This window comes from Muricoccus roseus (assembly GCF_900141905.1).
GTDB classification, from domain to species: Bacteria; Pseudomonadota; Alphaproteobacteria; order Acetobacterales; family Acetobacteraceae; genus Roseomonas; species Roseomonas rosea.
Map to the genome: position 1 here is coordinate 271237 of NZ_FQZF01000003.1, position 22804 is coordinate 294040.

Here is a 22804-nt window from a genome sequence, read left to right on the forward strand (position 1 = left end):
AAACGGGGTTCCAAGGGCCTCAGGCCCTTGGCGGGTCGAGGGCAGGGCCCTCGACGGAAAGCACTTCCCCAAGGAAATCCACACCTGGGGGCTACGCCGGGCGCCTCTCCGGGGCCATGTTGGTGGAGCGATTTGACTGGAGGCACGCATGTCTGAGGGTGGTCAGGGATCTTCGGGGCCCTTCGGAGCCGGCGGCTTCGGCAAGGGCTTCGGCGGCGGTCCCTTCGGCGGCGGCCGCGGCAAGTTCTTCGATGATCTGGCGGGTGTCGCGGGCGGCGCCTTCTCCGTCCTCGCCGGCGCCCGGGCCGAGATCGAGGCCGCGGTGCAGGCCCAGGTAGAGGCGCTGACCGCCCGCCTGAACCTGGTGAAGCGCGAGGAGCTGGACGCCGCGCTGGAGGTGGCCCGCCGCGCCCGCGAGGAGGCCGAGGGCCTCTCCGCCCGCGTCGCGGCGCTGGAGGCGCGGCTGGATGCCATGCCGGCCGCCCCCGTGCCGGCGGCGACGCCCTTCGAGACCGGCGCCGGCGGCGGCGGCGGGCAGGACGGCACCAGCGAAGGGGAATAGCGCGGGCCCGGCCGGGGGCGTGAAGCCTTCGGTCTTGCCGCTGCGTTCGCCATCGCAGTATCAACCTGTTGGGGCTGACCCGACCGATTCGCTACCAGACTCGGGGGGTCTGCCCGTCTCGGGATAGGAGGTGACTCGATGTCAGCCACCCTCGCTGCCGACCGGGACAGGGCCGCCAATCCGCTCGACGTGGTCGAGCAGATCGTGTCGGCCAACGAATGGGCCTTCGACCGTCGCTCCGATGGAGAGATGGCCGCCGAGGCTCCCGGCAAGTGGTGCGACTACGGCCTGCATTTCGCCTGGTCCACCGAAATCAGCGCCATGCACTTCACCTGCGCCTTCGACATGAAGGTGCCCGCCCAGGCCCGCGCCCGGCTCCACGAGCTTCTGGCCCTGGCCAATGAGAAGCTCTGGATCGGCCATTTCGGCCTGGAGGGCGAGGAAGGCGTGCCCGTCTTCCGCCACGCCGTCCTGCTCCGTGGCGCCCGCGCCGCGAGCGTCGAGAGCCTCGAGGACATGGTGGATATCGCCATCACGGAATGCGAGCGCTTCTTCCCCGCCTTCCAGTTCGTCCTCTGGGGCGGCAAGCCACCCGCCGAGGCCCTGGCGGCGGCCATGCTGGACTGCGTGGGCGAAGCCTGAAACCTTCCGCGGCCCCTCCGCTTGAGGGGCCGTTCTGGTTTCGAGGATTCGCCTGATGTCCGCTGAGGTTTTGCCCCCCGTCCTCCTGGTCGGCTGCGGCAAGATGGGGGGCGCCCTGCTCGCCGGCTGGTTGGAGCGCGGCCTCTCCCGCGCCGTGGTGGTGGAGCCGCACAAGCCCTCCACCGAGGCCTTCGCCCACCGGGTGGAGGTGGTGCCGGACGTTCATTCCATCCCCTCCGGCTTCGTGCCCGAGGCCGTGGTGCTCGCCACCAAGCCCCAGCAGGCCGACGACGCCCTGCCGGACTACCGCCCCTTCGCCCGCGGCGGCGCGCTCTTCGTCTCCATTATGGCCGGCAAGACCATCTCCCGCCTGGACGCCATGCTGGAGGGCGCCGCGGTGGTGCGCGCCATGCCCAACACCCCCGCTGCCATCGGCCAGGGCTTCACCGTGGCCTGCGCCGGCCGCCGCGTCTCCTCCACTCAGAAAGACCTCGCCCACCGCCTCCTCGTCGCCACCGGCGAAGTGGACTGGGTGGAGGCCGAAAGCCTGATCGACCCCGTCACGGCCATCTCGGGCGGCGGCCCGGCCTATGTCTTCCTCCTGGCCGAACTGCTGGAAAAGGCCGGCATCGAACAAGGCGTCCCGCCCGACCTCGCCCGCCGCATGGCGCGCGCGACCATCACCGGCTCGGGCGCCCTGCTCGGCCGCAGCGCCGAGGACGCGGCGGTGCTGCGCAAGAACGTCACCTCCCCCAAAGGCACCACGGAACAGGCCCTGGCCGTGCTGATGGCCGAGCCAGCCTGGCCGGAACTGGTCTCCCGCGCCGTCGACGCGGCCACGAAGCGGTCTCGGGAACTGGCGAAGTAGAGGAGGGCTCCGCGCTCCACCCGCCAAGGGCCTGAGGCCCTTGGAACCCCGTCTGACTGCCGTGGATACGATGATCGAAGGGGTCTCTGGTGAGGGGCTCCTTGCTGCCCTTGCAGTCGCCTAAGGTCCTAGACCTCAGGCGCACCGTCAGCGCCATGGTTCCAACTCGAAGAAAGAGATGATGGGTCGAAGGTATTGCGTTCGACGGGTCCGGGGAGAGGAAGAATTCCTTCTTCCTCTCCCCGGGACAGACCGACAGCCCAGACCCCAAACCCGTTGACGAAAGGGGAACGCCGGGCAGCCCCCATGCGTTTGGGGCTGCACATCCGGCGTGAAATGCGCCAAGTCGCCCCTCCATGCCGCTGAATCCCACCCGGTCCGCCGCCTTCGCCCTCGTCTCCGCCGTGCTGGAGCGCCACCGCGCCCTGGACGAGGCGCTGGACGCCCTGCCCGCCCGCATCGAGCCGCGCGACCGCGCCGCCGCCCATCGCATCGCCGCCGCCGTGCTGCGGCGGCTGGGCAGCATCGACGCGGTGCTGGAGCCGTATCTGCGCCGCGAGCCCTCCCCGCCCGCCTTGCAGGCGCTGCGCATCGGCGCGGCCGAGCTGCTGCTGCTCGGCACCCCGCCCCATGCGGCGGTGGGGAATGCGGTGGCCCTGGCCCCCAAGCCCTTCGCCGGGCTGGTGAACGCCGTGCTCCGCAAGGTGGCGACGGAGGGCCCCGCAGCGCTGGAAGGGCTGGATGCGGCCCGGCTGGACACCCCGCCCTGGCTCTGGTCCGCCTGGCACGCCGCCTATGGGCCGAAGGTGCGAGCCATCGCGGAGGCGCATACGCGGCCGGCGCCGCTCGACCTCTCCCTGGCGCCCGGCGCGGCGGCCCCGGAAGGGGCGGAGCTTCTTCCGAACGGCACGGCGCGCCTGCCCGCCGGCACCCGCATCACCGAAATCCCCGGCTTCGCCGACGGCGGCTTCTGGGCGCAGGACGCGGCGGCCAGCCTGCCCGCGCGGCTGCTCGCACCCCGGCCAGGCCAGCGCGTGGCCGATCTCTGCGCCGCGCCGGGCGGCAAGACGGCGCAGCTCGTCGGCATGGGGGCTGCCGTCACCGCCGTGGAAAAGGAGGCCGCCCGCGCGAACCGCCTGCGCGAGAACCTGGCCCGGCTGAAGATGGAGGCCGAGGTGGTGGTGGCCGATGTCATGCCCTGGGCGGCCGAGCGGCGAGGCGGCTTCGATTCGGTTCTGCTGGACGCACCCTGCACCGCGACCGGCACCATCCGCCGCCATCCCGAGGTGCCGCATCTGCGCCGCGTCCGGGACGTGGCCAAGCTCGCGGCCACCCAGGCGGCGCTGCTGGAAGCCGCGGCCGGGCTGCTCGCCCCGGGCGGCCGGCTGGTCTTCGCCACCTGCTCGCTCCAGCCCGAGGAAGGCGAGGCGCATCTCGCCCGCGCCGCCAGCCTCGGCCTGCGCGCCGAGCCCGTGCGGGCTGAAGAAGTCCCCGGACTCGAAATGGCCCTCACCCCGGAAGGCGCTCTCCGCACCCGGCCGGATCTCTGGGGAGAGAAGGGCGGGATGGACGGGTTCTTCATCGCACGCTTCACCCGGGACTGATCGCGCGCCGCGCGTTCGTTCTGGGCTGTGGGTCTGTCCCGGGGAGAGGAAGAAGGAATTCTTCCTCTCCCCGGCCCCCTCACCATCATCCTTTTCTAGGAGTTTGGGATCACGGGGCTGACGGTGCGCCTCGGGTCGATGCCCCGAGGCGACTGCAACGGCAGGGACAGCACCTTCAGCCAGAGACCCCTTTGATCCGGGGTATCCACGGCAGTCAGACAGGGTTCCAAGGGCCTCAGGCCCTTGGCGGGCGAGGGCGGAGCCCTCAACAGGGCAACCCCTCCAGGCCGCACCGGTGGTGCATTTTGGCATTCCCTCCTTGCAGGGAGGGGGCTGCACAGCCCGCGCGAAATGCGTCAATCCGGCGCGCCATGCCGCCCGAACCAAGCTGCTCCCTCTCCCTTGCCACGTCCTGCGCTCCTCCGGCGCGGGGCTGAGGCGGGCGCATGCGGGTTCTTTTCGTCGCCAATATCGATTTCGCGCTGCGCCACTTCATCCTGCCGCTGATGCGCGGGGCTCGCGCGCGGGGGCATGAGGTGGTGGCGGTTTCCGCTAACGGCCCGCTGCTGGATCTGCCGCGCGCCGAGGGCTTCACCGTGATCCCCCTGCCCATGGCCCGCAGCCTCTCGCCCCGGGCGAACTGGCGCGCCTTCCAGGCCCTGCGCGGCGTGATCCGGGAGAGCAGGCCGGATCTGGTGCATGGGCATTTTCCCATTTCCGGCTTGCTGGCCCGGCTGGCGGCCCGGGTCGAGGGCGTGCCGCGCACGGCCTATACGGTGCACGGCTTCCTCTTCAACCAGCCCGGCCGCCCCTGGCGGCGCGCGCTCTCCCTCGTGCTGGAATGGCTGGGCGGGCGGATGACCGACATCTTCCTCACGGTCAGCGAGGAGGAGGCGGAGGACGCGAAGCGGCTGCGCATCCATCCCGCGCCCTTCGCCGTGCGGAATGGCCGTGACCCCCAGCGTTTCCATCCCGACCCCGAGGCGCGCGCCGCCCTTCGCGCGGAGCTGGGCACTGCGCCGGAGGAGGTGGTGGTGACCACGATCTCCCGCCTCGTCCGGCACAAGGGCTACCCGGAGCTGTTGCGGGCGATGGAAGCCGTCCCGGGCGCGACCCTTTGGGTGGTGGGCGAACGGCTCTCCAGTGACCATGGTGCCGATCTGGAGCCGGAATTCGCCCGCGCCGCGGCCGCGCTGGGCCCCCGCCTGCGCCGCCTCGGCTACCGCCATGACACGGAGCGGGTGCTGGCGGCCTCCGACATCTTCTGCCTGCCCAGCCATTTCGAAGGGCTGCCCATGTCGGTCATCGAGGCGATGCTGACGGGGCTGCCCGTCGTCGCCACGGATATCGGCGGGCCCAGGGAGCAGGTGGTGCCCAGCGAGACCGGCCTTCTCGTTCCCCCCGGCACAGTGGAGCCGCTGGCCGCCGCGTTGAACCGCCTGGCGGAGGACCCCGCCCTGCGCCTTCGCATGGGCGAGGCGGGCCGGGCGCGTGCCCTTGCCCTCTATGACGAGCGGGTGGTGGTGGAGCGGACGCTGGACCTTCTCGGGCTCTGAGCCGCCCTCAGGGCGTGCCGAGCGCATCCCGCAGCGTGCGCGCCAGCACCGCATAACCCGCCGGGCTTGGATGCAGACGGTCGGAAAGGAGGGGGCATTCCTCCTGCTCACCGCAGGACTGGGCGAAGGGGGTGAAGGCGTCCACGAAGGTGATCCGCAGCTGCCCCTGCTCCCGCGCCAGTTCGGCGTTCACCGCCTCGATCAAGCGCCGCCGCGCGGCCAGGCGCGGCCCGCGCGGCAGGATGGAGACGACGTGGATCCGCGCCTGCGGCAGCTTCTCCTGCAGGCGCCCGACGATGGCGGTGATGCCGGCCAGGATGGCGCAGGCATCGTCCCGCGCGGTGTTGTTGGTGCCGATCAGCACCACCACCCGCCGGAACGGAGCGCCGGCCCAGTCGGCCCGGTCGAGCCGGGCGAGGACGTTCTCGGTACGGTCGGCCGAGACGCCGAAATTGGTCACCGGCCGGCCCAGATCCTCGGCGGCCGAGCGCCAGCCGGCGATGATGGAATCGCCGACCAGGAGGGTTTCCGCCGGATGGGCCCGCAGCTCGGCCAGCTTGCGCTCCGTCACGCGCTGGGCCCGCTCCCGCTCCTGCGGGGCGGGGGTGATGGCGGGGGTGCCCGGCGGCAGGGGGCCGCACGGGGCGGCCGCCACGGGCAGGGCCAGAAAGGCCTGGGCCGCGAGGAGGGCGAAGAGCGGGAGGCGGGTCATGCGGCAGGCTAACGCCCGCTGCGCCGAGCGGTCACCCCGAGCGGTTCCCCCGGGCGGGCTCTCAGAAATCGCTGACCCGTCCCTTCCGCTCCCAGTCGCCGTAACGGGTCGGCTCCGGCCCCTTGGGGCCGCCGATCTCGGCGGGCCTGGGCGGCGTTTCCGGCTGCGGCGGCGAAACCGGCGGGGCGGGCGGGGTCTTGGTCTCGTTGGTCTCGGTCATGCGCCCCAGATAGGGTTGGAACGGCAGAGGAGGAACAGGGTCCGTGTCCGGTTATGCGCGCACCGCCATCCTCATGGCGGGTCTGGTCGCCCTCTTCGCGGGGGTGGGGTTCCTGCTGGGCGGGCGGCAGGGGATGGTGATCGCCTTCCTCTTCGGCCTGGGGATGAATGTCTTCACCTGGTGGAATTCGGACCGGATGGTGCTGCGGATGCACCATGCCGAACCGATTGGGCCGGCGGAGAACCCGCGGCTGCATTCGCTGGTGGCGAATCTCGCCGCCCGGGCGGGGCTGCCCATGCCCGCGCTCTACCTCATCCACGAGGACCAGCCGAACGCCTTTGCGACCGGCCGCTCGCCCGAGCATTCGGCGGTCGCGGTGACCTCCGGCCTCCTGGCCATGATGCCGGAGGAGGAGGTGGCGGGGGTGGTGGCGCATGAGCTGGCGCATATCCGCAACCGCGACACCCTGATCATGACCATGACGGCCAGCGTCGCCGGCGCCATTGGCATGCTGGCGCAGTTCGGCCATCGGGACCGGAACAACCCGCTGGGCGGCATCGGCATCCTGATCGCGATCATCGTCGCGCCGCTGGCGGCCATGCTCGTGCAGATGGCGATCAGCCGCTCCCGCGAATACGAGGCGGACCGGCTCGGCGCCGAGATCGCGGGCCATCCGCGCGGCCTGGCCAATGCGCTGCAGCGGCTGGAGGCGGCGCGGCATGGCTTCGTGAACCAGGCAGCCGAGGCGAATCCCGCCACGGCGCATCTGTTCATCGTGAACCCCCTCTCCGGCGCGCGGATGGACAACCTGTTTTCGACCCATCCGAGCACGGCGAACCGCGTGCGCGCCCTGATGGAAATGGCCGGAGGCATGCCGCTGGGCGGCCCGCGGAACGGACCAGCGCCCGGCGCGCCCCGGGGGCCCTGGAGCGGCGGCAGCGTCCGCGGCACGCCCGGGCGTCCCTGGGAACGTCCGGTCGGGCGGCGCTCCGGCCCCTGGGCCTAGCTTCGAAGAGGAATGATCCATGTCCCTGGAAGGCGTGCGCGCCCTGGTTTTCGACGTTTTCGGCACGGTGGTGGACTGGCGCAGCGGCGTGGCGCGGGAGGCCGCGCCCTTCCTGGCGCGCCACGGATCGGCCGCCGATCCGGCCGCCTTCGCCGATGCCTGGCGGCGCCGGTACCAGCCCGCCATGGAGGAAGTGCGGAGCGGCCGCCGCCCCTTCACGCGGCTGGACGTGCTGCACCGGGAGAATCTGGAGGCGGTGCTGCCGGATGCCGGCATCGACCCCGCGCGGGTGCCGCCGGCGGAGCTGGACGCGCTGAACCTGGCCTGGCACCGGCTGGATCCCTGGCCGGATGCGGTGGCGGGGCTCACGCGGCTGAAGGCCCGCTACATCATCGCCCCGCTGTCGAACGGCAACATCATCCTGATGACCGACATGGCCAAGCGCGCCGGCCTGCCCTGGGACGCGATCCTGGGGGCGGAGGTGGCGCGGGCCTACAAGCCCGCGCCGGAGGCGTATCTCCGCACCGCCGAGATCCTGGCCATGCGGCCGGAGGAGGTCTGCCTCGTCGCGGCCCATAACGGAGACCTGGCGGCGGCGCGGCGCTGCGGGCTTCGCACCGCCTTCGTGCCGCGCCCGACGGAGCATGGGCCGGAGCAGCGGACCGACCTGTCGCCCGACCAGGAATGGGATCTGGTCGCGACGGATTTCGTGGAGCTGGCGGCGCGGCTCGGGCTTTAGCCGCCGGGCCCACCCGGCTTCAGGAGGGCTGGGAGGCCGCTGCCTGGCGAAGCGACTGCAGGGACTGCAGCACGCCGCGCGCGGAATCCAGCGCCTCGGCCGGGGTATGCGCGGGCCGGTTATGGGCGATGTCGGCGAAGCGGTGACGCATGTCCTGCATGGCCGCCGTATGGGCCTGGCTGCCGGCGAAGCCCTGCGGCGCGCGCTCGGCGATCTGCCAGGAATTCCGCGCGGTCTGCATCAGGTGGATGGTATCCGGCGAGGTCGCGCCGCGCTGCGTGGTCTGGTTGGAGCCCTCCACCCGCGAGATCTCCTGCCGCAGGTCCTGCTCGGCCTTCTGGAGCATGCCGAGATAGGTCTGCATGTCCGGCGCGCGCGGCGCGGGCGTGTCCGGGTTGGGGTTGGCGACGCTGGGCGCCGTGGGCGAGACCGCCTGGTTGCGGCGGGCCGTCTCCGGCTGGGTGGTCTGGGCCTGGACGCCGGAGAGGAGGACGAGGCTCATCGCCGGCACGGCGGCCAGCAGGCGGAAGGGCGCGGGCATCGGATTCCTCCGTGATCGGTCCGTGGCGGGCATTCACGCCACGTTCAGGAGCAGAACCGTCCCAACGCCCCCCACGCCACGCCGTTGCGAGGGGCGGCACGCACAGGAAGCGGCGCGCTAGTCCGCCGCCTCCCGGCTCGCCCTTTTTCCATCCGCCGGGCAGTCCGCCACCACCTCCCGCGCCAGGGCCAGCAGCAGGCGGCGCAGCCAGGCATGGCCCTGGTCCGCCTCGAAGCGGCGGTGGAAGATCATCGACAGGCGCGTGTGCTTCGTCGCGGCCGCCACCGCCTCGGGCAGCGGGAGCAGCACCAGCCCATGGGCGGCCGAGAGCTGCCGCGCGAGGCGCCCCGACAGCGTCATCACCATGTCCGTGTGCAGCAGGATCCCCGGCACGGCGGAGAGATGCGCCACCACAGCCCCGAGGCGACGCGAATGGCCTAGTTCGCGCAGCACCCGGTCGATCGCACCGTCCCGCGAGCCATTGGGCGAATGCAGCAGATGCGGGAAGCCCGTGTAGCGTTCCGCGGTCATCTCCCCCTCCAGCAGCGGATGACCGGGGCGGGCGAGGACCATGAAGGCTTCGGGCAGGAGCCGCAGGCGGGTGTAGAGCGCGGTCGGCTCGCCCAGCATGGCGATGGCGAGCTGCGCCTCGTTGTTCTCCAGCAGCGCGCCCGCATTGGTCCGGTCCGCATGGCGGATCGCGACGAGGATGTTCGGCGCCTCCTCCGCCAGCCGCGCAAAAAGGGGCGGCGCCAGGATGGCCTCGGCATATTCGGAGAAGGCCAGGGTGAAGACGCGGTCGCTCGTCGCGGGGTCGAAGGGCGCGGTGGCGGCCAGGGTTTCCTGCAGCCGGTCCAGCATCTCCTCCACCGGGTGCATCAGGGCGAGAGCGAGGCTGGTGGGCTCCACGCCTTGCGGGGCACGAAGGAAAAGCTCGTCCCCCAGCGCCGCGCGCAGCCGGTTCAGCGCGTTGGAGACCGCGGGCTGGGAGAGGTTCAGCCGGGCGGCGGCGCGCGTGACATGCCGCTCCCGCGCCACGGCGTCGAAGACGCGCAGCAGGTTCAGGTCGAAGCCGGAGAGGTCCTTCACGCCGCGAACCCGTAGAGCCGGGCGGGATTCGCCCACAACGCGGCGGCACGCTGGGGGGCGGTCAGCGGCGCGAGGGCCGCCTCGCGCAGCGCGGCCTCGTCTTGCGGCTGGCCGGAATTGGGATGCGGCCAGTTCGTGCCCCAGAGGAGCTGGCTGGCCCCGGCCTCGGCAAGGGCGCGAATCAGCGGCGCGGGATCCCCCAGCGGCAGGGCATAGGGCGAGGAAAGCTTCACCCAGGCGCGGCCGGCTGCGAGAAGCTCCGCCACCACGGGCCAGGCCGGATGCGCGGCGAAGGACGCCGGCGGCAGCATGGCGAAGTGGTCCAGCACCAGCGGGCAGGGAAGCGCGCGCAGGGCGGGGGCCAGTTCCGCCAGGAGATCGGCGGCGGCGAAAATCTGGAGGTGCCAGCCCTGGTCGGCGCAGAGCCGGCCGAGGGCGGGCACGTCCCCGGGTCCCAGCGGCACGGGGTGGGAGAGGTTCGCGCGCAGCCCCACCCCCCCGGCCGCGCCGAGCCGCCGGGCTTCCGCGGGGTCTGTATCGGGCGGAAGGACGGCGACGACCCGGGAGATGCCGGGCGCCTCGGCGCGGGCGGCCAGGTGCAGCGCGTTGTCGAAGCCGTAGGAGGAGGGCTGGACGAGCACGTGGTGGGTGATGCCCAGGCGCTGCCGCAGGGCCGTGTAGGCGGAGAGCGGCGCATCGGGCGGCGGCCGCGTGCCGGGATGCGGCGGGATGCGCGGATCGTAGATGTGGTGATGCGTATCGACGATTCGGGGGGGCAGCGGGTCAGACATGATGCGGCGCATCCTGGGCGCCTGCGCCTCCCGGCGCCATGGGGGCCTGGGCGGTGCCAAGGGCAGTGGCCGGGCGCAGGGCCGCCAGCTCCTCCGGCGTGGCCGCGATCCGGTGGCGGCGGAGCCAGTCCGAGAAGCCCGGCGCGGCGGTCCAGACGCAGAGCGGGACAGCCAGCACCGGCCCGGCCAGGAAGGGCAGCGCCAGCAGCAGGCTGGAGAGGGAAACGCCCGCCAGCGCCGCCGCGCATCCGAGGCCGAGCAGGGTATGCGGCCAGAGCAGCCGCGCCGCATCGGCCCAGGCCACGCCCCGGTCCTCCCGGTTCTGCGGCGCCCACCCGTCGCGCGCGCCCAGGGCCAGCCGGCCCAGGGCGATGGATTTGTTGACGAGGCTGACCGGCTCCATGAGCAGGGAGAAGAGGATCTCCGCCGCCGCGCCGCGCAGCACGGCCGCGCACCCGCCATAGGGGGCGGCGCGGTCCGGCCGGAGGAGAAGTTCCGCGAAGCCGCAGAGCTTGGGCGCGGCATTGCCCAACCAGGTCAGCGCCAGCAGCGCCGCGAGCGCCCCCATCGGCGTGGCCGCGCCGCCGCCCGTCAGGCCATTGCCCACCGCCGCCAGCAGCATCCCCACCCAGAGCGGCGCGCAGAGGAAGAGCAGCATGGCCTGCGCCAGCTGCCAGCGGCCCATCGGGCGCAGGCCGGGGCGGAACACTAGGTGACGGTACTGCATGTTGCCCGCGCCCCAGCGCACGTCGCGCGCGAGGAATTCGGGCAGGGCGGGCGGGTTCCCCTCCAGGCTGCCCTCCTCGGCCGGTAGGCAGCGCACGCGCCACCCGGCGGCATGCAGGCGCACGGCCTCCACCTGGTCATGGGAGAGGATGGCGGAGCCGTCGGGCAGCGGGGCGAGCCGCGCATGCTCCCGGAACGGAGCGATGCGGAGGATGGCGTTGTGGCCCCAATACGGGCCGTCATCCAGCTGCCACCAGCCCTGCCCCGTGGCCCAGGCGCGCATCCCCGCGCGCATGCCGTACTGGAACAGCCGCGGGAAGGCGCGCGGCGCCGGACGCCCGACGATCAGTTGCTGGATCAGGGCCAGGCGCGGATCCGCCTCCATGCCCCGCACCAGACGCAGCACGGCCGCGGCCGACATCTCGGAATCCGCATCGAGCATGAGGGCGAGGTCATGGTCCCCGGCGTGATGGTCCATGAAGTCCATCACGTTGCCCGCCTTGAAGCCGGCATTGCCGGCGCGGCGGCGATGGCGGATGGAGATGCCGCCCGCGCGTTGCGCCGCGAAGGCGGCGATCGCCGCATCCTCTTCCGCCGCATGCTCCGGGTCGCGCGTGTCGGAGAGGAACCAGAGGGTGAAGCGCCCCCCCTCCCCCGCCGCCTCGAGCCCATCCAGCAGGCGTGCCAGGGGGGGCAGCACGGTCTCCATCGCCTCGTTGCGGATGCAGACGGCGATGGCCGTGCGCAGGCGCGGGCCGGCCGGCACGGCAGCCACTTGCGGCACGAGGAAAGCCGGCGCGTCCGCCTTCGCCAGCAGCAGAACGAGGCCGATGAGGGAATTGGCGACACAGATGGCCGTCCAGGGCAGCGTGCCGACATAGAGCGCGGCGATCGCCACCTCCCATCCCGTCCAGCCCCCCGGCGCCAGGACGCGCCAGAGCAGCGCCAGCAAAGGTAAGGCGGCGACGAGACAGAGGAGGAGGAAGGCGGCGCGCCGAAGGGCGGGCCGCTCCCCGGGCCAGGGCGGAGGCGGTGTCACCCTGCCAGCATGCCGGCCGCCCGTGGCGGAAGCGTGGCGCGGGCTAACCTTCCGCCCCGGGGCACGTTCCACCCAGAGGCCAGCAGGAGGAGACGCCGCATGACCGCCAAGGCACCCGAGGGACCGAAGGCCGATTTCAGCGCCGAAGAGGCCAGTGGATCCCGCATCCCCCGCCCGCCGACGAAGGCCGAACTGGACCGCGTGAGCGAACAGCAGGGCATGATCACCGACGAATGGACGGGCGAACTGCCGGAAGGGGACCGCGCCGGGAAGGGTGACGCACTGCGGGCCTGATTTGTTGGTCTGTCCCGGGGAGAGGAAGAAGGAGTTCTTCCTCTCCCTCGACCCCTCACCATCATCTTCTTTTAGGAGTTTGGAATCACTCGGCTGACGGTGCGCCTGAGGTCTAGGACCTCGGGCGACTGCGAGGGCAGGATCAGGCGCCGAAACAACCAGAGACCCCTTCGATCATCGTATCCACGGCAGTCAGACGGGGTTCCAAGGGCCTCAGGCCCTTGGCGGGTGAGGGCGGAGCCCTCAACGACGAACCTCACCCGTGTGCCCCGCATTCCAGCGACACCACCGCGCTCGCCTCCCGCACCATGGCGAAGAGTTCCCGCAGCGGTTCCATCAGCTCCGCATGTTCGCGCCCGTAGCCGCCGTGGCGGGGCGCGGGCGGCTCGCCGTAGTCCAGCGCGGCGCTGGGCGGCTCATGCGCGGGGAAGACGGAATCGAGCAGCTTCGCCGCCTCCTCCACATCCAGGCGCAGGAGGCGCCGGAGCAGCCCGTCGCGCGTGACGCCGTGGCGCGGCGAGAATTCGGGGATGTTCACGGTGCGCAGCCAGATCCGGTGAATCAGCAGCAGCCGCACGGCATGCACGGCGAAGAGCCGGTCCGACATGCGGGGCGGCGCGCCCTCGGCCGGCCAGGCGGCGCGCAGGGCCGTGTCGTCCGCGAGCATGCGTCGGAAGGTGCGGCGCACGGAATCGCCCAGCCCCTGCTCCTCCAGCGCCGTCGCCACCGCGGCCAGGGCTGCGGCGTTGGCGGGGCTGCGCGCATGGGCCGCGCGGTCCAGCCACATGCCGGGGTCGAGGGTGGCGACATAGCCGCGCAGGATGTCGGGATCGGACAGCGCCAGCCCGGCGCGGGCGAAGGCCATGGCGCCGGCGAAGCGCGGGGATTTCCGCACCAGCTCGGCGAAGCTCTCCGGCTCGCGCGAGGCATTGGCGCCGAGGCCGTGGGTGAGGTCCGCGAGGAAGCCGAGCTGCTGCAGCACGGCGTTGTTCGGGATGGCCCGCAGCTCCCGCGGGTGGCGGATGGTGGCGGGGCCGCCGGTGTCGCTCTGCCGCGCAGCGGGGCGGGAGCCCGTGCGGTCCAGCAGCGCCGGGCCGAAGCCGCCGAGCAGGCCCGCATAGCCCGGGTCCTCGACCAGCCCCGCCATGGCGCCGCGCATGCCGGCGAAGAGATCGGCGGCGAATCCCGCCTCGGCATAGACGGGGTCGGTCACCTCGCCCGGGGGCGGGGCGAAGGCGTGCTCGGCGATGCGTGCGACGGCGGCATGGGCCAGGGCGGGCGTGCCGAAGAGCTGGTAGCCGTCGCCGCCCTGGAAGCTCGTCTCCAGCCGCGTGGGGGTGCGGTGCGCGGCGAAGGCGGCGCGGCTCGCGGGCGGGTCCAGGTAGTCGAAGCGGGCGGCCAGGCCATCGGGGTGGCCGCCCCGGCCCAGCCCCTCGCCATGCGTGTCAAACAGCACAACTTCCAGGTCCGCGAGCCCATGACGGGCGAGCAGGTCGGCGACGCGCAGCTTCAGCCGCTCGATCAGGTGGGAGGCGGCGGGCTGGCCGACATAGCGGCCGGAATCCGAATAGCCGAATTGCAGGCAGAGCCGCCCGAGGCCGCGCAGATAGGCGCGCCAGTGCGGGGAGCGCAGCGCCTCCTCGATCACGCGCTCGCCGCGCCGTTCCAGCGCCTCCGCGGTCTCGAAGAGCGGGCTGATCTCCACATGCCGGTCCACCCCGCAGAGCCGCGCGATGAGGAGGGCCGCGAGCAGCGTGTAGCCGCTCTCCGTCTCCGCCACGAGGAAGCGCACGGGCTGGGAGGAATCGATGTGCTTCGCGATCTGCGCGACCGTCATCATCAGCCGCATGGCGCTGGCGGATTCCGAGAGCAGCCCGCCCGTATCCACCGGCTCCGCCCGGGCCTCGTCCAGCGCGGCGTTGATGGCGCCGAACAGCGCGCGGCGGCGTGCCGCGTCATCCGGCCCGCCGCCCAGCGCGGGCACGCGCAGCCGCGCGGCGTTGTGGAGCTGGGCGGAATTCAGCCGCACATGGGTATGGGCGAGCGACAGCCCATGCGCCACCAGCCCCGCCCGCGCGACGCAGAGCGCAAGCCGCACATGGTCGTCCGGCGCGGCCGCGATGGCGCCGCCGAAGAGTTCCAGCAGCGGCTCGGGCGTGGTCAGCGCCTCGTCGCGCCGCCCCACCAGCGCATGGGCGAAGCGCTGCGCCGCCTCGGGGTCCGGCACGCCGGGGGGCGGGCAGGCCGAGATCTGGGCCCGCACGGCCTCCAGCGCCTGGCCGAGGCGCTCGCGCAGCGGCGCGGTGCCCTCCGGCGGCAGGGCGGTGATCTGGGCCTCCAGCCGGGCGAGGCCGAGCTCCTTCATCCGTAGCCGCAGCCGCAGCGTGTCCTGCCAGCCGATATCGGTGCGCCCATCCGTATCGTAGCCGACCCAGGAGGAGAGGATGACCGGCGTGGGCACCAGGCTGCGCCAGCGGTCCGGCCAGGTGTCCCGCGCGACGCCGAGGAAGGCGGCCGCCAGCCGGTCCAGCGCGTCCCGCCCGTTGGCGATGGCCTCCACGGCCTGGGAGAACTCCTCCTCCAGGTCCGGGGGCACGGGGCGGAGCGGCAGGTCCGCGGGCGCCGGGGTTCCGCAGGCCGCCGCCGCCAGGGCGCGGTTGGTGGCGCGCGGCAGGGAGAAGGTGGGGTGGGCGGTGAAGACCGCCGCCGCGCGCGGCCGCTCGCAGGCCGCGCGGAAGGCGGCGAAGGGAACGGGGCTGTCGGCGGGGTCCGGGCGGGCGGCGCGGGTGGCCACCTCGATCAGCGCCGCATCGGTCGCTTCCGCGTCCGTGCCGCCAACATTCCGCGCCAGCCCCGCGGCCCGGTCCGCGAAGGCCAGGTCGCCGATCCGGCGCAGGGCCGCCCGCAGCGTGGAGAGGTCGATCTCGCCGTCATCCAGGCGGCGGCTGAGGGCAAGGGCCATGGCGAGAGCCGGGGTGGCGAAGGGATCGCCCGCCGATTGGGCACGGACGCCGGCGGCCAGCGCCGGCAGATCGGGGGTCGAATCCTGCCGTCTCGCGGGTTTGGCCATGCTCGCGCTCCGCTGCTCCTGCCCCGGGGGAACGCCCCGGGGCCGATGATGCTGCAGCCGCGAAGGAATTTGGCAAAGCCCTTGCCGGCCGAAGCAGGTCCGGCCAGCCGGAAGGGGCCCCTACATGGCCATGGCATAAGCCGGGCGCCGCGGATCGGCGGCGCCCATCTTCACGCCGCTGGCGGGGTCGTAGCGCACCGCCTCCACGCTGCCCGCCAGCCAGGTCCAGTCCGGCCAGTCCTGGATCTCGTGCCCCCTCTCCCGCAGCGCGTCGCGCGTGGCGGCGGGGATGCGTGCCTCCACGGCCAGGCGCCCGGGGAAGTAGTCATAGGGCGCGAAGGAGGAGGGGAAGGAATAGGTCGCGACGCGTGGCGCCTCGATCGCCTCCTGCAGGTCCATCCCGAAATGCAGGTGGTTCAGGATGACCTGCAGCATGGCCTGTACCTGCACGTCGCCCCCTGGTGTGCCGAGCGGGATGACGGCGCCCTCCCGCGTCACCACCAGGGCCGGGTTCGGCGTCAGCCGCGGGCGGGCGCCGGGGCGCACGCCGCAGGGATGCGCGGGATCGGGGCGGGACTGCGTGCCGCGCGGCGAGGCGACGAAGCCGAGGCCCGGGATGACCGGCACGTTCCATGTGCCGTCGGAGGGCGTGGCGGAGAAGGCGTTCCCCTCCCGGTCCACCACCGCGACATAGGAGGTATCGGGCTCGATGGCCGCCACCAGCCGCTCGCTGCGCTCATGCTTGCCCGTGCCGTCGTTCAGCCGCGGGGCGGGCATGCCGGGATGCGCGCGCCGCGGGTCGATCGCGGCCGCGCGCGCGGCCAGATGCGCCTCGCCCAGCAGCGCCTCCAGCGGCACCTCGCGGAAGGCCGGGTCGCCGAAATGGTATTCGCGATCGGCCATGGCGACCTTCAGGCATTCGGCCAGCAGGTGCAGGTAGTCCGGGCTGTTATGGGCCATGCCGTCGAAGCCGGCCTTCTCCATCAGCAGCAGCGCTTCCAGCAGCGCCGGCCCCTGGCACCAGGGGCCGCTCGTCGTCACCTGATGGCCGCGCCAGTCCCGCGTGACGGCCGGTTCCAGGCGCGAGCGGAAATTCGCCAGGTCCGCGGCGGAGAGATAGCCGCCCTGCTCCTTCATGAAGGCGACGATGCGCTGCGCGATCTCGCCCTTGTAGAAGGCGTCATGCGCGGCCTGGAGCCCGGCCTGCCGCCCGCCCCTGACCGCCGCGCGGCGGTCCTCATCGGCCATGAAGCGGATGGTGGCGGCGAGGTCCTTCTGGATGAACAGCTCCCCCACCGCATGCGGCTTGCCGCCCGGCAGGAAGATGGCGGCGTTGGTCGGGAACTCCGCATAGTCCTTCGCGTGGGAGGCGATGCTCTCCGCGAACATAGGATAGACGGGGAAGCCCTCCTCCGCGAAGCGGATGGCGGCGCCCGCCACATCGGCGAAGCCCATGGTGCCGTGGCGCTGCAGCGCGGTGATCCAGGCATCTGGGGCGGCGGGCACCACGGTGCGCAGCACGCCGCGCGGCATCTTCCCGCCATGCTCGCGCATGAAGATGTCCGGCGGGAGGGACATGGGCCAGTGGCCCAGGCCCGCGATGCTCTCCACCCGCCCATCGGCGCGGCGGATGAGGATGGGCGCGACGCCGCCGAAATTCACGATATCCGGCTGCACCACGCCGAGGACGAGCCCCGCCGCCACCCCGGCATCGATGGCATTGCCGCCCGCTTCCAGGATGGCGAGGCCGGCGCCGGTGGCGAGGTAATGCCCGGCACTCACCGCATGGCGCGGGCCGGAGACGAGGGGGCGGGTCGTATTCATTGGGCGGGCCTCGCCTGCTGCGCCAACAACTGCTCGTCCATGCGCGGCTCGTAGACCACGCTCCGCCGCCCGGCGACGAGCGTCACCTGGTTGTACATGGGGATGATCGGCACCCGGTCGATGGCCGCGCGCATCACCTGGCGCAACCCGTCCTCGCGCCCCTCGTCGCTGCGCGTGATGGCGGCCTGGATGGCGCGGTCCATCTCCGGCTCCGAGAAGGTGCCGCGGTTGCCCTGCCCATAGGCCTCCCGAATGTTGCGCGTGTGCACGGCGGTGGAGAGGATGTAGCTGGCATCGCGCGAGGAGGAGAGCGAGAGGCCGTAGAGGATGACGGGGAAGTCGTTCTTGCCCTCCACGGTGCGCGGGAAGAAGACGCTGCCCGGCATGGTCTCCACCTTCGCCTGGAAGCCGGCGCGGGTGAACATCTGTCCCACCGCCTGGCAGACGCGCGCATCGTTCACGAAGCGGTTGTTGGAGCAGCCGATGGTGAGCCCGAAGCCGCGGGGATAGCCGGCCTCCGCGAGAAGCCGCTTCGCGCCTTCCGGATCGGCGCGCGGCACGGGAAAGGCCGGGTCATAGGCACCGAATTGCTGCGGCACCATCTGGCCCGTGGGAACCGCCTGCCCATCCAGCGCGCGGGCGGCCAGGGCCGTGCGGTCCAGCGCCAGGGAGAGCGCGCGGCGCACGCGCACGTCGCGCAGGGGGTTGTGATCCAGCGGCTTGCCATCCGCATCCGTCAGCATCTGCAGCCGCTCGGCGCCGACATGCGGGATGAGGTACATGATGCGGTCGGAGTTGCGGCGGAACACGCTCACGCGCGGCTCGCGCTCCAGCCGCGCCACGTCGCCGGGCGGCACGCTCTCGATCAGGTCCACATCGCCCGAGAGCAGCGCGGCGAGGCGGGACGCATCGTTGCCGATGACGCGGATCTCGGCCTTCTCATAGGCGGGGGCCGGGCCCCAGTAGGTCGGGTTGCGCGCCAGCGACATCCCTTCCGACCCGCGCATCTGCACCAGACGGTACGGGCCGGTGCCGATGGCCGCGCGGCCGCTGTTGAACTCCGCGGTGCTCGCGCCCGCCGGCGTCCCCTCCCCGCGCGCCGCGATGTGGGAGACGATAAAGATGTTGGTCAGCTGCCCCATGAGCGTCGGGTTCGGCCGGTCCGTCCGGATGCGCACCGTCATCGGATCGACCACCTCGACCGAGGCGATGGTCCGGAGGTTGGAGCTGTAGGGGCCGGGGTTGTTCGGCACCGCCGGCACGCGGGCGATGGAGAAGGCGATGTCCTCGGCGGTGAAGGGGCTGCCATCATGGAAGGTCACGCCCGGGCGCAGCTTCAGCACCCATGTCGTCTCGTCGGCCGCGGTCCAGGATTCCACGATGCCCGGCACGAAGCGGCTTTCGGAATCCCGGTTGATCACGCTGTCATAGATATGCCGGGCGGCGGCCATGTTCGGCCCGACGAAGAGAAAATGCGGGTCGATCCCGAAGGGCGCCTCGACCGCCACGGTCAGGGTGGCCGGCGCCGCCTGCGCCCTGGCTTCCGGAGCCGCCGGAAGGGTTGCAAGGAGGAGGGCCAACCCACCCCAGAACCTGCGTTTCGCCATGCCGCCGAGCCTCATCCGGCGCGGAAGGCGCCACGGGCGGGAAGGCTAGGGCGATCGACGCCACCCTTCCAGCCCAGGCGGTTCTAACGATTCCGACACGAATGGGCCCTTAGCCTCCCGGGCGCGGGCCCCCTCCGGGCCACGGGGAGATGCCGATGATGCGCCGCGCCCTGCCCCTGCTCGGGCTTCTTCTGCTCCCCGGCTGCCTCGGGGCGACATCCGGCTATGGGCCGCAAAGCTACGGGTCCCAGGGCTATGGAAGCTCGGGCTATGGACAGCGCGGCCGTTGTGACACGGGCTTCAGCGTGGTGAACCAGTCCGGCGCCACGGTGCAGGAGCTGTACTTCAACCCCTCCTCCCGGCGTGACTGGGGGCCGGACCGGTTGGGCCGGAACCAGCTCCCGCCCGGGCGCTCCACCTCCTACCGCGCCTCCAGCGAGGCGCCGCACGATTTCCGGGTGGTGTGGGAGAACGGGCGCGCCTCGGAGCTGCGGCATGTGGATGTCTGCGCGGTGAGCACCATCACCGTCACCCGCTCCGGCCTGCGCGCGAGCTGAACGGCCCGCGCCTCAGGCCGCCTGGGCGGCCAGCCCCGCCATGACATGCTCGTCGCCCCATTCCTTCAGCGCCCGGATCACGGGCGCGAGGCTGCGGCCGCGTTCGGAGAGGCTGTATTCCACGCGCGGCGGCACTTCCGCATAGACCCGCCGCGTGATCAGCCCATCCGCCTCCAGCTCCCGGAGCTGGTTGGTCAGCATGCGCTGGGTGACGTTGGGCAGGCGCCGGCGGAGCTCGTTGAAGCGCATCGTCCCCTCCCCGAGATGATGGAGAATCACGCCCTTCCACTTGCCGTCGATGAGGGCGAGCGTCGCCTCCACCGCGCAGCCGGGGCTGCAGCCGAGGGAGGCGTGGCGGGTGCGGGGCACGACGGTATCCTTTTCGACACTATGGGCGATGAATGTGCGTTCTTGCGATGGATGAGGCTATCGCGCATCTCGGCAGCCAGCAACGACATGGAGATGCGCCATGCGCGCCATTGGCTACGCCCGCTCCCTTCCCATCACGGAGGCCGAGGCCCTGGTGGATATCGACCTGCCCGCCCCGGAGCCGCGGGGCCGGGACCTGCTGGTCGAGGTACGCGCCGTCTCGGTGAATCCAGTGGACACCAAGGTGCGCATGCGGGCCGCGCCCGAGGCGGGGCAGCACAAGGTGCTGGGCTGGGACGCCGCCGGCATCGTGAAGGCCGTGGGCCCGGAGGCCCGGCGCTTCCGGCCCGGCGATGCGGTCTTCTATGCCGGCGACCTCACCCGACCCGGCACGGATGCCGAGCTGCACTTGGTGGATGAGCGGATCGTCGGCGCCAAGCCCGCCTCGCTCGGCTTCGCGGAGGCCGCCGCCCTTCCCCTCACGGCCATCACCGCCTGGGAGGCCCTGTTCGACCGGCTGCAGGTGAAGACCCACGCCGTGCCGGGCGCCGCGCGCGCCATCCTGGTGCTGGGCGGTGCGGGCGGCATCGGCTCCATCGCGGTGCAGCTGGCGCGAAGGCTGACGGACCTGACCGTCATCGCCACCGCCTCCCGCCCGGAGACGCGGGATTGGGCGCTGTCGCTGGGCGCCCATCACGTGGTGGACCATTCCAGGCCCCTGGCGGCGGAAGTGGCCGCGCTCGGCCTTGGCGCGCCGGGCTTCGTCTTCTCCACCACCCAGACCGACCAGCACCTCGCCGAGGTCGCGGAGCTGATCGCGCCCCAGGGCCGCTTCGCCCTGATCGACGACCCCGCCACGCTCGACGTCTCCCTGCTGAAGCGCAAGAGCGTGTCCCTGCACTGGGAGTTCATGTTCACCCGCTCGATGTTCGGCACCGCCGATATCGGCGAGCAGGGCGCGCTGCTGGACGAGGTGGCGCGGCTGGTCGATGCCGGCACGCTCCGCACCACGCTGGGCGAGCATTTCGGCACCATCAACGCGGCGAACCTGCGCCGCGCCCATGCGCTGATCGAAAGCGGCAGGGCGCGCGGCAAGATCGTGCTGGAGGGGTTCGGCGCCTGATCCGGCGGCCCGGGAAACGCCGCCTCCATGGCGGCGTTCACCCCCGGTCCAGCCTTCCGGGAGATGTGCGATGACCGGCGACCCCAGCACCACCGGCATTCCCGTGCCCGCCACGGGCGGGGAACGCCCCGGTGACGAGGCGGAATCCGGGGCTTCCCAGACGGCGCAGAACACCTGCCCGGCCTGCGGCGGCACCGGCACCCTGCGAAGCAAGCCCTGCCCGGAATGCGAGGGCACGGGGATGGTCACGGTGACAGTGGGCGACGCCTGATGGCGGCGGAGGGGTGACGCGCCCCTCCGCCCCAGGCCAGTATGGCGGCAGGACCGGCCCGGAACGAGGCCGGCGAGGAGACCTGTCCATGCTGAGCCGACGCCAGTTCGGCGGCCGTTCCGCCGCCCTTGCCCTTGCCGCCGGGACCTCGCTGTCCCGGCCCGCCCTTGCGCAGGGCCGCTTCCCCGACCGGGCGATCACCATCGTGGTCCCCTTCGCACCCGGCGGCGCCAACGACCTCGCCGGGCGCCTGCTGGCCGACCGGATGGGGCCGCTGCTGCACCCTGAAGGGCGCGTGCTGGTGGAAAACCGCCCGGGCGGCGGCAGCGCCATCGGCGCGGAATATGTCCGCCGTGCGCGGCCGGATGGCTACACCCTGCTGGTCGGCTCCGCCTCGACCCTCGCCGTCGCCCCGGCCTCGGGCGCCAGCGCGGCGCGCTACCACCCCACCCAGGACTTCACGCCGCTCACCGTTGTGGGCACCAGCCCGCTGGGCGTGGTCGTGCCCACCAACTCCGGCATCACCACCATCAAGCAGCTGGTGGACCGGCTGAAGGCCGAGCCCGGGCGGATCAGCTATGCCAGCTCCGGCGTTGGCGGCGTCTCGCATCTCGGCGCCGACTACCTGGCCAACCTGGCCGGCACCAGCGCGCAGCACATCCCCTATCGCGGCGGCTCGCAAACCGCGGAATCCCTCATCAAGGGCGAGACGCTCTATGCGGTGGACCAGCTCGGCTCCGTCGTCGGGCAAATCCGCGACGGCGCGCTGCGCCTGCTGGCCGTCACAACCCAGACGAGGGACGCGAACTTCCCGGACGTGCCCACCGTCGCCGAAGCTGTGCTGCCGGATTACGAGCTGACAACCTGGACCGTGATGGTCGGCCCGAAGGACCTGCCCGAGGAAGTCGCGCAAGCCCTGAGCAAGGCCGCCAACGCCGCCCTGGCCGAGCCCCGCGTGCGCGAGCGCCTGGAGAGCACCGGAACAACGCCCATGCCGGACAGCACCCCCGCCTCCACCCGCGCCTTCCTGGATCGCGAGTTCGGGCTGTACCAGAACATCGTGAAGCGCATCGGGCTGAGGCTGGACTGAGGGGTTTTCCTGGGACCAGTTGAGAGAGGGCTCCGCCCTCACCCGCCAAGGGCCTGAGGCCCTTGGAACCCCTTCTGACTGCCGTGGATACCCCGGATCGGTGGGGTCCCTGGTTGCCGGGCGCTATTCCTGCCCTTGCAGTCGCCTGAGGTCCTAGCAGGTCGCTGAATTACTCGGCGTTCTGGAGCGTTTTCCCGTCGGAGGGACCAGCGGCTTTGCGCGTCCGGCCCGTTCCTACGAGCGGCATGGACGCCGGATGCCGGTTTTCGGCTTCATGCTGCCAGCAGCCGGGGCAGTCGGGCCAGGTTGTTGGCGACCATCGTCAGGATGAAGCGGGATCGCACGCGTTCGATGCGACGATAGACGGTCTGGGCCATGCCGCCGACGGTCTTGGCCCAGCCGAAAGCCTCCTCGATGCGCTTGCGGTGTTTCTGGGACAGGGCATGGCTCTCGTGCCGGGTGGTGCGGCCGTCGATCGCTGAATGTCGCGATTTCTGCGCGACA

General features: G+C 72.3%; 23 protein-coding genes. 12 read left to right on the top strand and 11 right to left on the bottom strand.

Going from position 1 to position 22804, the window contains the following annotated elements; all coding sequences use genetic code 11:
• The first annotated feature begins 148 nt into the window (after window positions 1–148).
• The 5 genes from BUB97_RS03625 (at window position 149) to BUB97_RS03645 (ending at window position 5232) form a co-directional block, all read left to right on the top strand.
• A complete protein-coding gene (locus BUB97_RS03625; RefSeq protein ID WP_086061863.1) occupies window positions 149–562 on the top strand; it encodes an accessory factor UbiK family protein in 414 nt (137 codons plus the stop codon).
• Between the two features lie 138 nt (window positions 563–700).
• Window positions 701–1204 (top strand): type III secretion system chaperone family protein, encoded by a 504-nt coding sequence (locus BUB97_RS03630; RefSeq protein WP_073131527.1) that lies wholly within the window; start codon window positions 701–703, stop codon window positions 1202–1204.
• Between the two features lie 55 nt (window positions 1205–1259).
• Window positions 1260–2072, top strand: coding sequence for a pyrroline-5-carboxylate reductase (gene proC, locus BUB97_RS03635; protein ID WP_073131529.1), 813 nt, complete (start codon window positions 1260–1262; stop codon window positions 2070–2072).
• 356 nt (window positions 2073–2428) lie between these two features.
• The gene (locus BUB97_RS03640) at window positions 2429–3676 is read left to right on the top strand and encodes an RsmB/NOP family class I SAM-dependent RNA methyltransferase (protein ID WP_073131531.1); all 1248 of its coding nucleotides are present in this window, start codon (window positions 2429–2431) and stop codon (window positions 3674–3676) included.
• A gap of 446 nt (window positions 3677–4122) precedes the next feature.
• Entirely contained in the window at window positions 4123–5232 is a 1110-nt protein-coding gene (locus BUB97_RS03645) for a glycosyltransferase family 4 protein (RefSeq protein ID WP_073131533.1), read from the top strand.
• Between the two features lie 7 nt (window positions 5233–5239).
• Here the strand turns inward: BUB97_RS03645 and BUB97_RS03650 are convergent, their stop codons facing one another.
• Window positions 5240–5944 carry a GDSL-type esterase/lipase family protein gene (locus tag BUB97_RS03650; protein WP_073131535.1) on the bottom strand — a complete coding sequence of 235 codons (705 nt, stop codon included), beginning with the start codon at window positions 5942–5944 and terminating at the stop codon, window positions 5240–5242.
• Window positions 5945–6005: 61 nt separating this feature from the next.
• Window positions 6006–6164, bottom strand: a complete 159-nt coding sequence (locus BUB97_RS03655; RefSeq protein WP_073131538.1) for a DUF1674 domain-containing protein — start codon at window positions 6162–6164, stop codon at window positions 6006–6008.
• 43 nt (window positions 6165–6207) lie between these two features.
• Here BUB97_RS03655 and htpX point away from each other — a divergent pair, with 43 nt between their 5' ends.
• On the top strand, window positions 6208–7170 hold the full coding sequence (gene htpX / locus BUB97_RS03660; protein ID WP_086061864.1) for a zinc metalloprotease HtpX: 963 nt from the start codon (window positions 6208–6210) through the stop codon (window positions 7168–7170).
• A 19-nt stretch (window positions 7171–7189) separates the two neighbouring features.
• Window positions 7190–7909, top strand: coding sequence for a haloacid dehalogenase type II (locus tag BUB97_RS03665; protein WP_073131540.1), 720 nt, complete (start codon window positions 7190–7192; stop codon window positions 7907–7909).
• Between the two features lie 19 nt (window positions 7910–7928).
• Here the strand turns inward: BUB97_RS03665 and BUB97_RS03670 are convergent, their stop codons facing one another.
• From BUB97_RS03670 to mdoH, 4 genes are all read right to left on the bottom strand, one after another.
• Window positions 7929–8450 carry a hypothetical protein gene (locus BUB97_RS03670; RefSeq protein ID WP_073131542.1) on the bottom strand — a complete coding sequence of 174 codons (522 nt, stop codon included), beginning with the start codon at window positions 8448–8450 and terminating at the stop codon, window positions 7929–7931.
• A gap of 117 nt (window positions 8451–8567) precedes the next feature.
• Window positions 8568–9539: a LysR family transcriptional regulator gene (locus tag BUB97_RS03675; RefSeq protein WP_073131545.1), complete on the bottom strand. Its 972-nt coding sequence runs from the start codon at window positions 9537–9539 to the stop codon at window positions 8568–8570.
• Window positions 9536–10330 (bottom strand): amidohydrolase family protein, encoded by a 795-nt coding sequence (locus BUB97_RS03680; protein WP_175562547.1) that lies wholly within the window; start codon window positions 10328–10330, stop codon window positions 9536–9538. The genes BUB97_RS03675 and BUB97_RS03680 overlap by 4 nt, the downstream gene beginning before the upstream one ends.
• Window positions 10323–12095: a glucans biosynthesis glucosyltransferase MdoH gene (mdoH, locus tag BUB97_RS03685; RefSeq protein ID WP_073131549.1), complete on the bottom strand. Its 1773-nt coding sequence runs from the start codon at window positions 12093–12095 to the stop codon at window positions 10323–10325. The genes BUB97_RS03680 and mdoH overlap by 8 nt, the downstream gene beginning before the upstream one ends.
• Window positions 12096–12194: 99 nt before the next feature.
• On the opposite strand from mdoH, the gene BUB97_RS03690 reads away from it, so the two are divergent.
• A complete protein-coding gene (locus tag BUB97_RS03690) occupies window positions 12195–12389 on the top strand; it encodes a hypothetical protein (RefSeq protein ID WP_073131551.1) in 195 nt (64 codons plus the stop codon).
• 256 nt (window positions 12390–12645) lie between these two features.
• On the opposite strand, the gene BUB97_RS03695 is transcribed toward BUB97_RS03690, so the two are convergent.
• The 3 genes from BUB97_RS03695 to BUB97_RS03705 form a co-directional block, all read right to left on the bottom strand.
• Window positions 12646–15459, bottom strand: a complete 2814-nt coding sequence (locus tag BUB97_RS03695) for a phosphoenolpyruvate carboxylase (protein WP_073131553.1) — start codon at window positions 15457–15459, stop codon at window positions 12646–12648.
• A 120-nt stretch (window positions 15460–15579) separates the two neighbouring features.
• Window positions 15580–17283 (bottom strand): gamma-glutamyltransferase family protein, encoded by a 1704-nt coding sequence (locus BUB97_RS03700; RefSeq protein ID WP_073131555.1) that lies wholly within the window; start codon window positions 17281–17283, stop codon window positions 15580–15582.
• On the bottom strand, window positions 17280–18890 hold the full coding sequence (locus BUB97_RS03705; protein WP_073131557.1) for an ABC transporter substrate-binding protein: 1611 nt from the start codon (window positions 18888–18890) through the stop codon (window positions 17280–17282). Before BUB97_RS03705 ends, BUB97_RS03700 begins: the two co-directional genes overlap by 4 nt.
• A 155-nt stretch (window positions 18891–19045) precedes the next feature.
• Here BUB97_RS03705 and BUB97_RS03710 point away from each other — a divergent pair, with 155 nt between their 5' ends.
• Complete coding sequence (locus tag BUB97_RS03710; RefSeq protein ID WP_073131559.1) at window positions 19046–19447, top strand: hypothetical protein; 402 nt, start codon at window positions 19046–19048, stop codon at window positions 19445–19447.
• A gap of 12 nt (window positions 19448–19459) precedes the next feature.
• On the opposite strand, the gene BUB97_RS03715 is transcribed toward BUB97_RS03710, so the two are convergent.
• The gene (locus BUB97_RS03715) at window positions 19460–19816 is read right to left on the bottom strand and encodes a winged helix-turn-helix transcriptional regulator (protein WP_073131561.1); all 357 of its coding nucleotides are present in this window, start codon (window positions 19814–19816) and stop codon (window positions 19460–19462) included.
• 100 nt (window positions 19817–19916) lie between these two features.
• Here BUB97_RS03715 and BUB97_RS03720 point away from each other — a divergent pair, with 100 nt between their 5' ends.
• The 3 genes from BUB97_RS03720 to BUB97_RS03730 all read left to right on the top strand — a co-directional run bounded on the left by BUB97_RS03720 (window position 19917) and on the right by BUB97_RS03730 (window position 22300).
• Window positions 19917–20939, top strand: coding sequence for a zinc-binding alcohol dehydrogenase family protein (locus BUB97_RS03720; RefSeq protein WP_073131563.1), 1023 nt, complete (start codon window positions 19917–19919; stop codon window positions 20937–20939).
• A gap of 70 nt (window positions 20940–21009) precedes the next feature.
• A complete protein-coding gene (locus BUB97_RS03725; RefSeq protein WP_073131565.1) occupies window positions 21010–21210 on the top strand; it encodes a hypothetical protein in 201 nt (66 codons plus the stop codon).
• An 88-nt stretch (window positions 21211–21298) separates the two neighbouring features.
• The gene (locus tag BUB97_RS03730; protein ID WP_086061866.1) at window positions 21299–22300 is read left to right on the top strand and encodes a Bug family tripartite tricarboxylate transporter substrate binding protein; all 1002 of its coding nucleotides are present in this window, start codon (window positions 21299–21301) and stop codon (window positions 22298–22300) included.
• Between the two features lie 272 nt (window positions 22301–22572).
• On the opposite strand, the gene BUB97_RS03735 is transcribed toward BUB97_RS03730, so the two are convergent.
• On the bottom strand, window positions 22573–22804 hold a 232-nt coding region (locus BUB97_RS03735; protein WP_175562548.1), incomplete at its 5' end, for a transposase.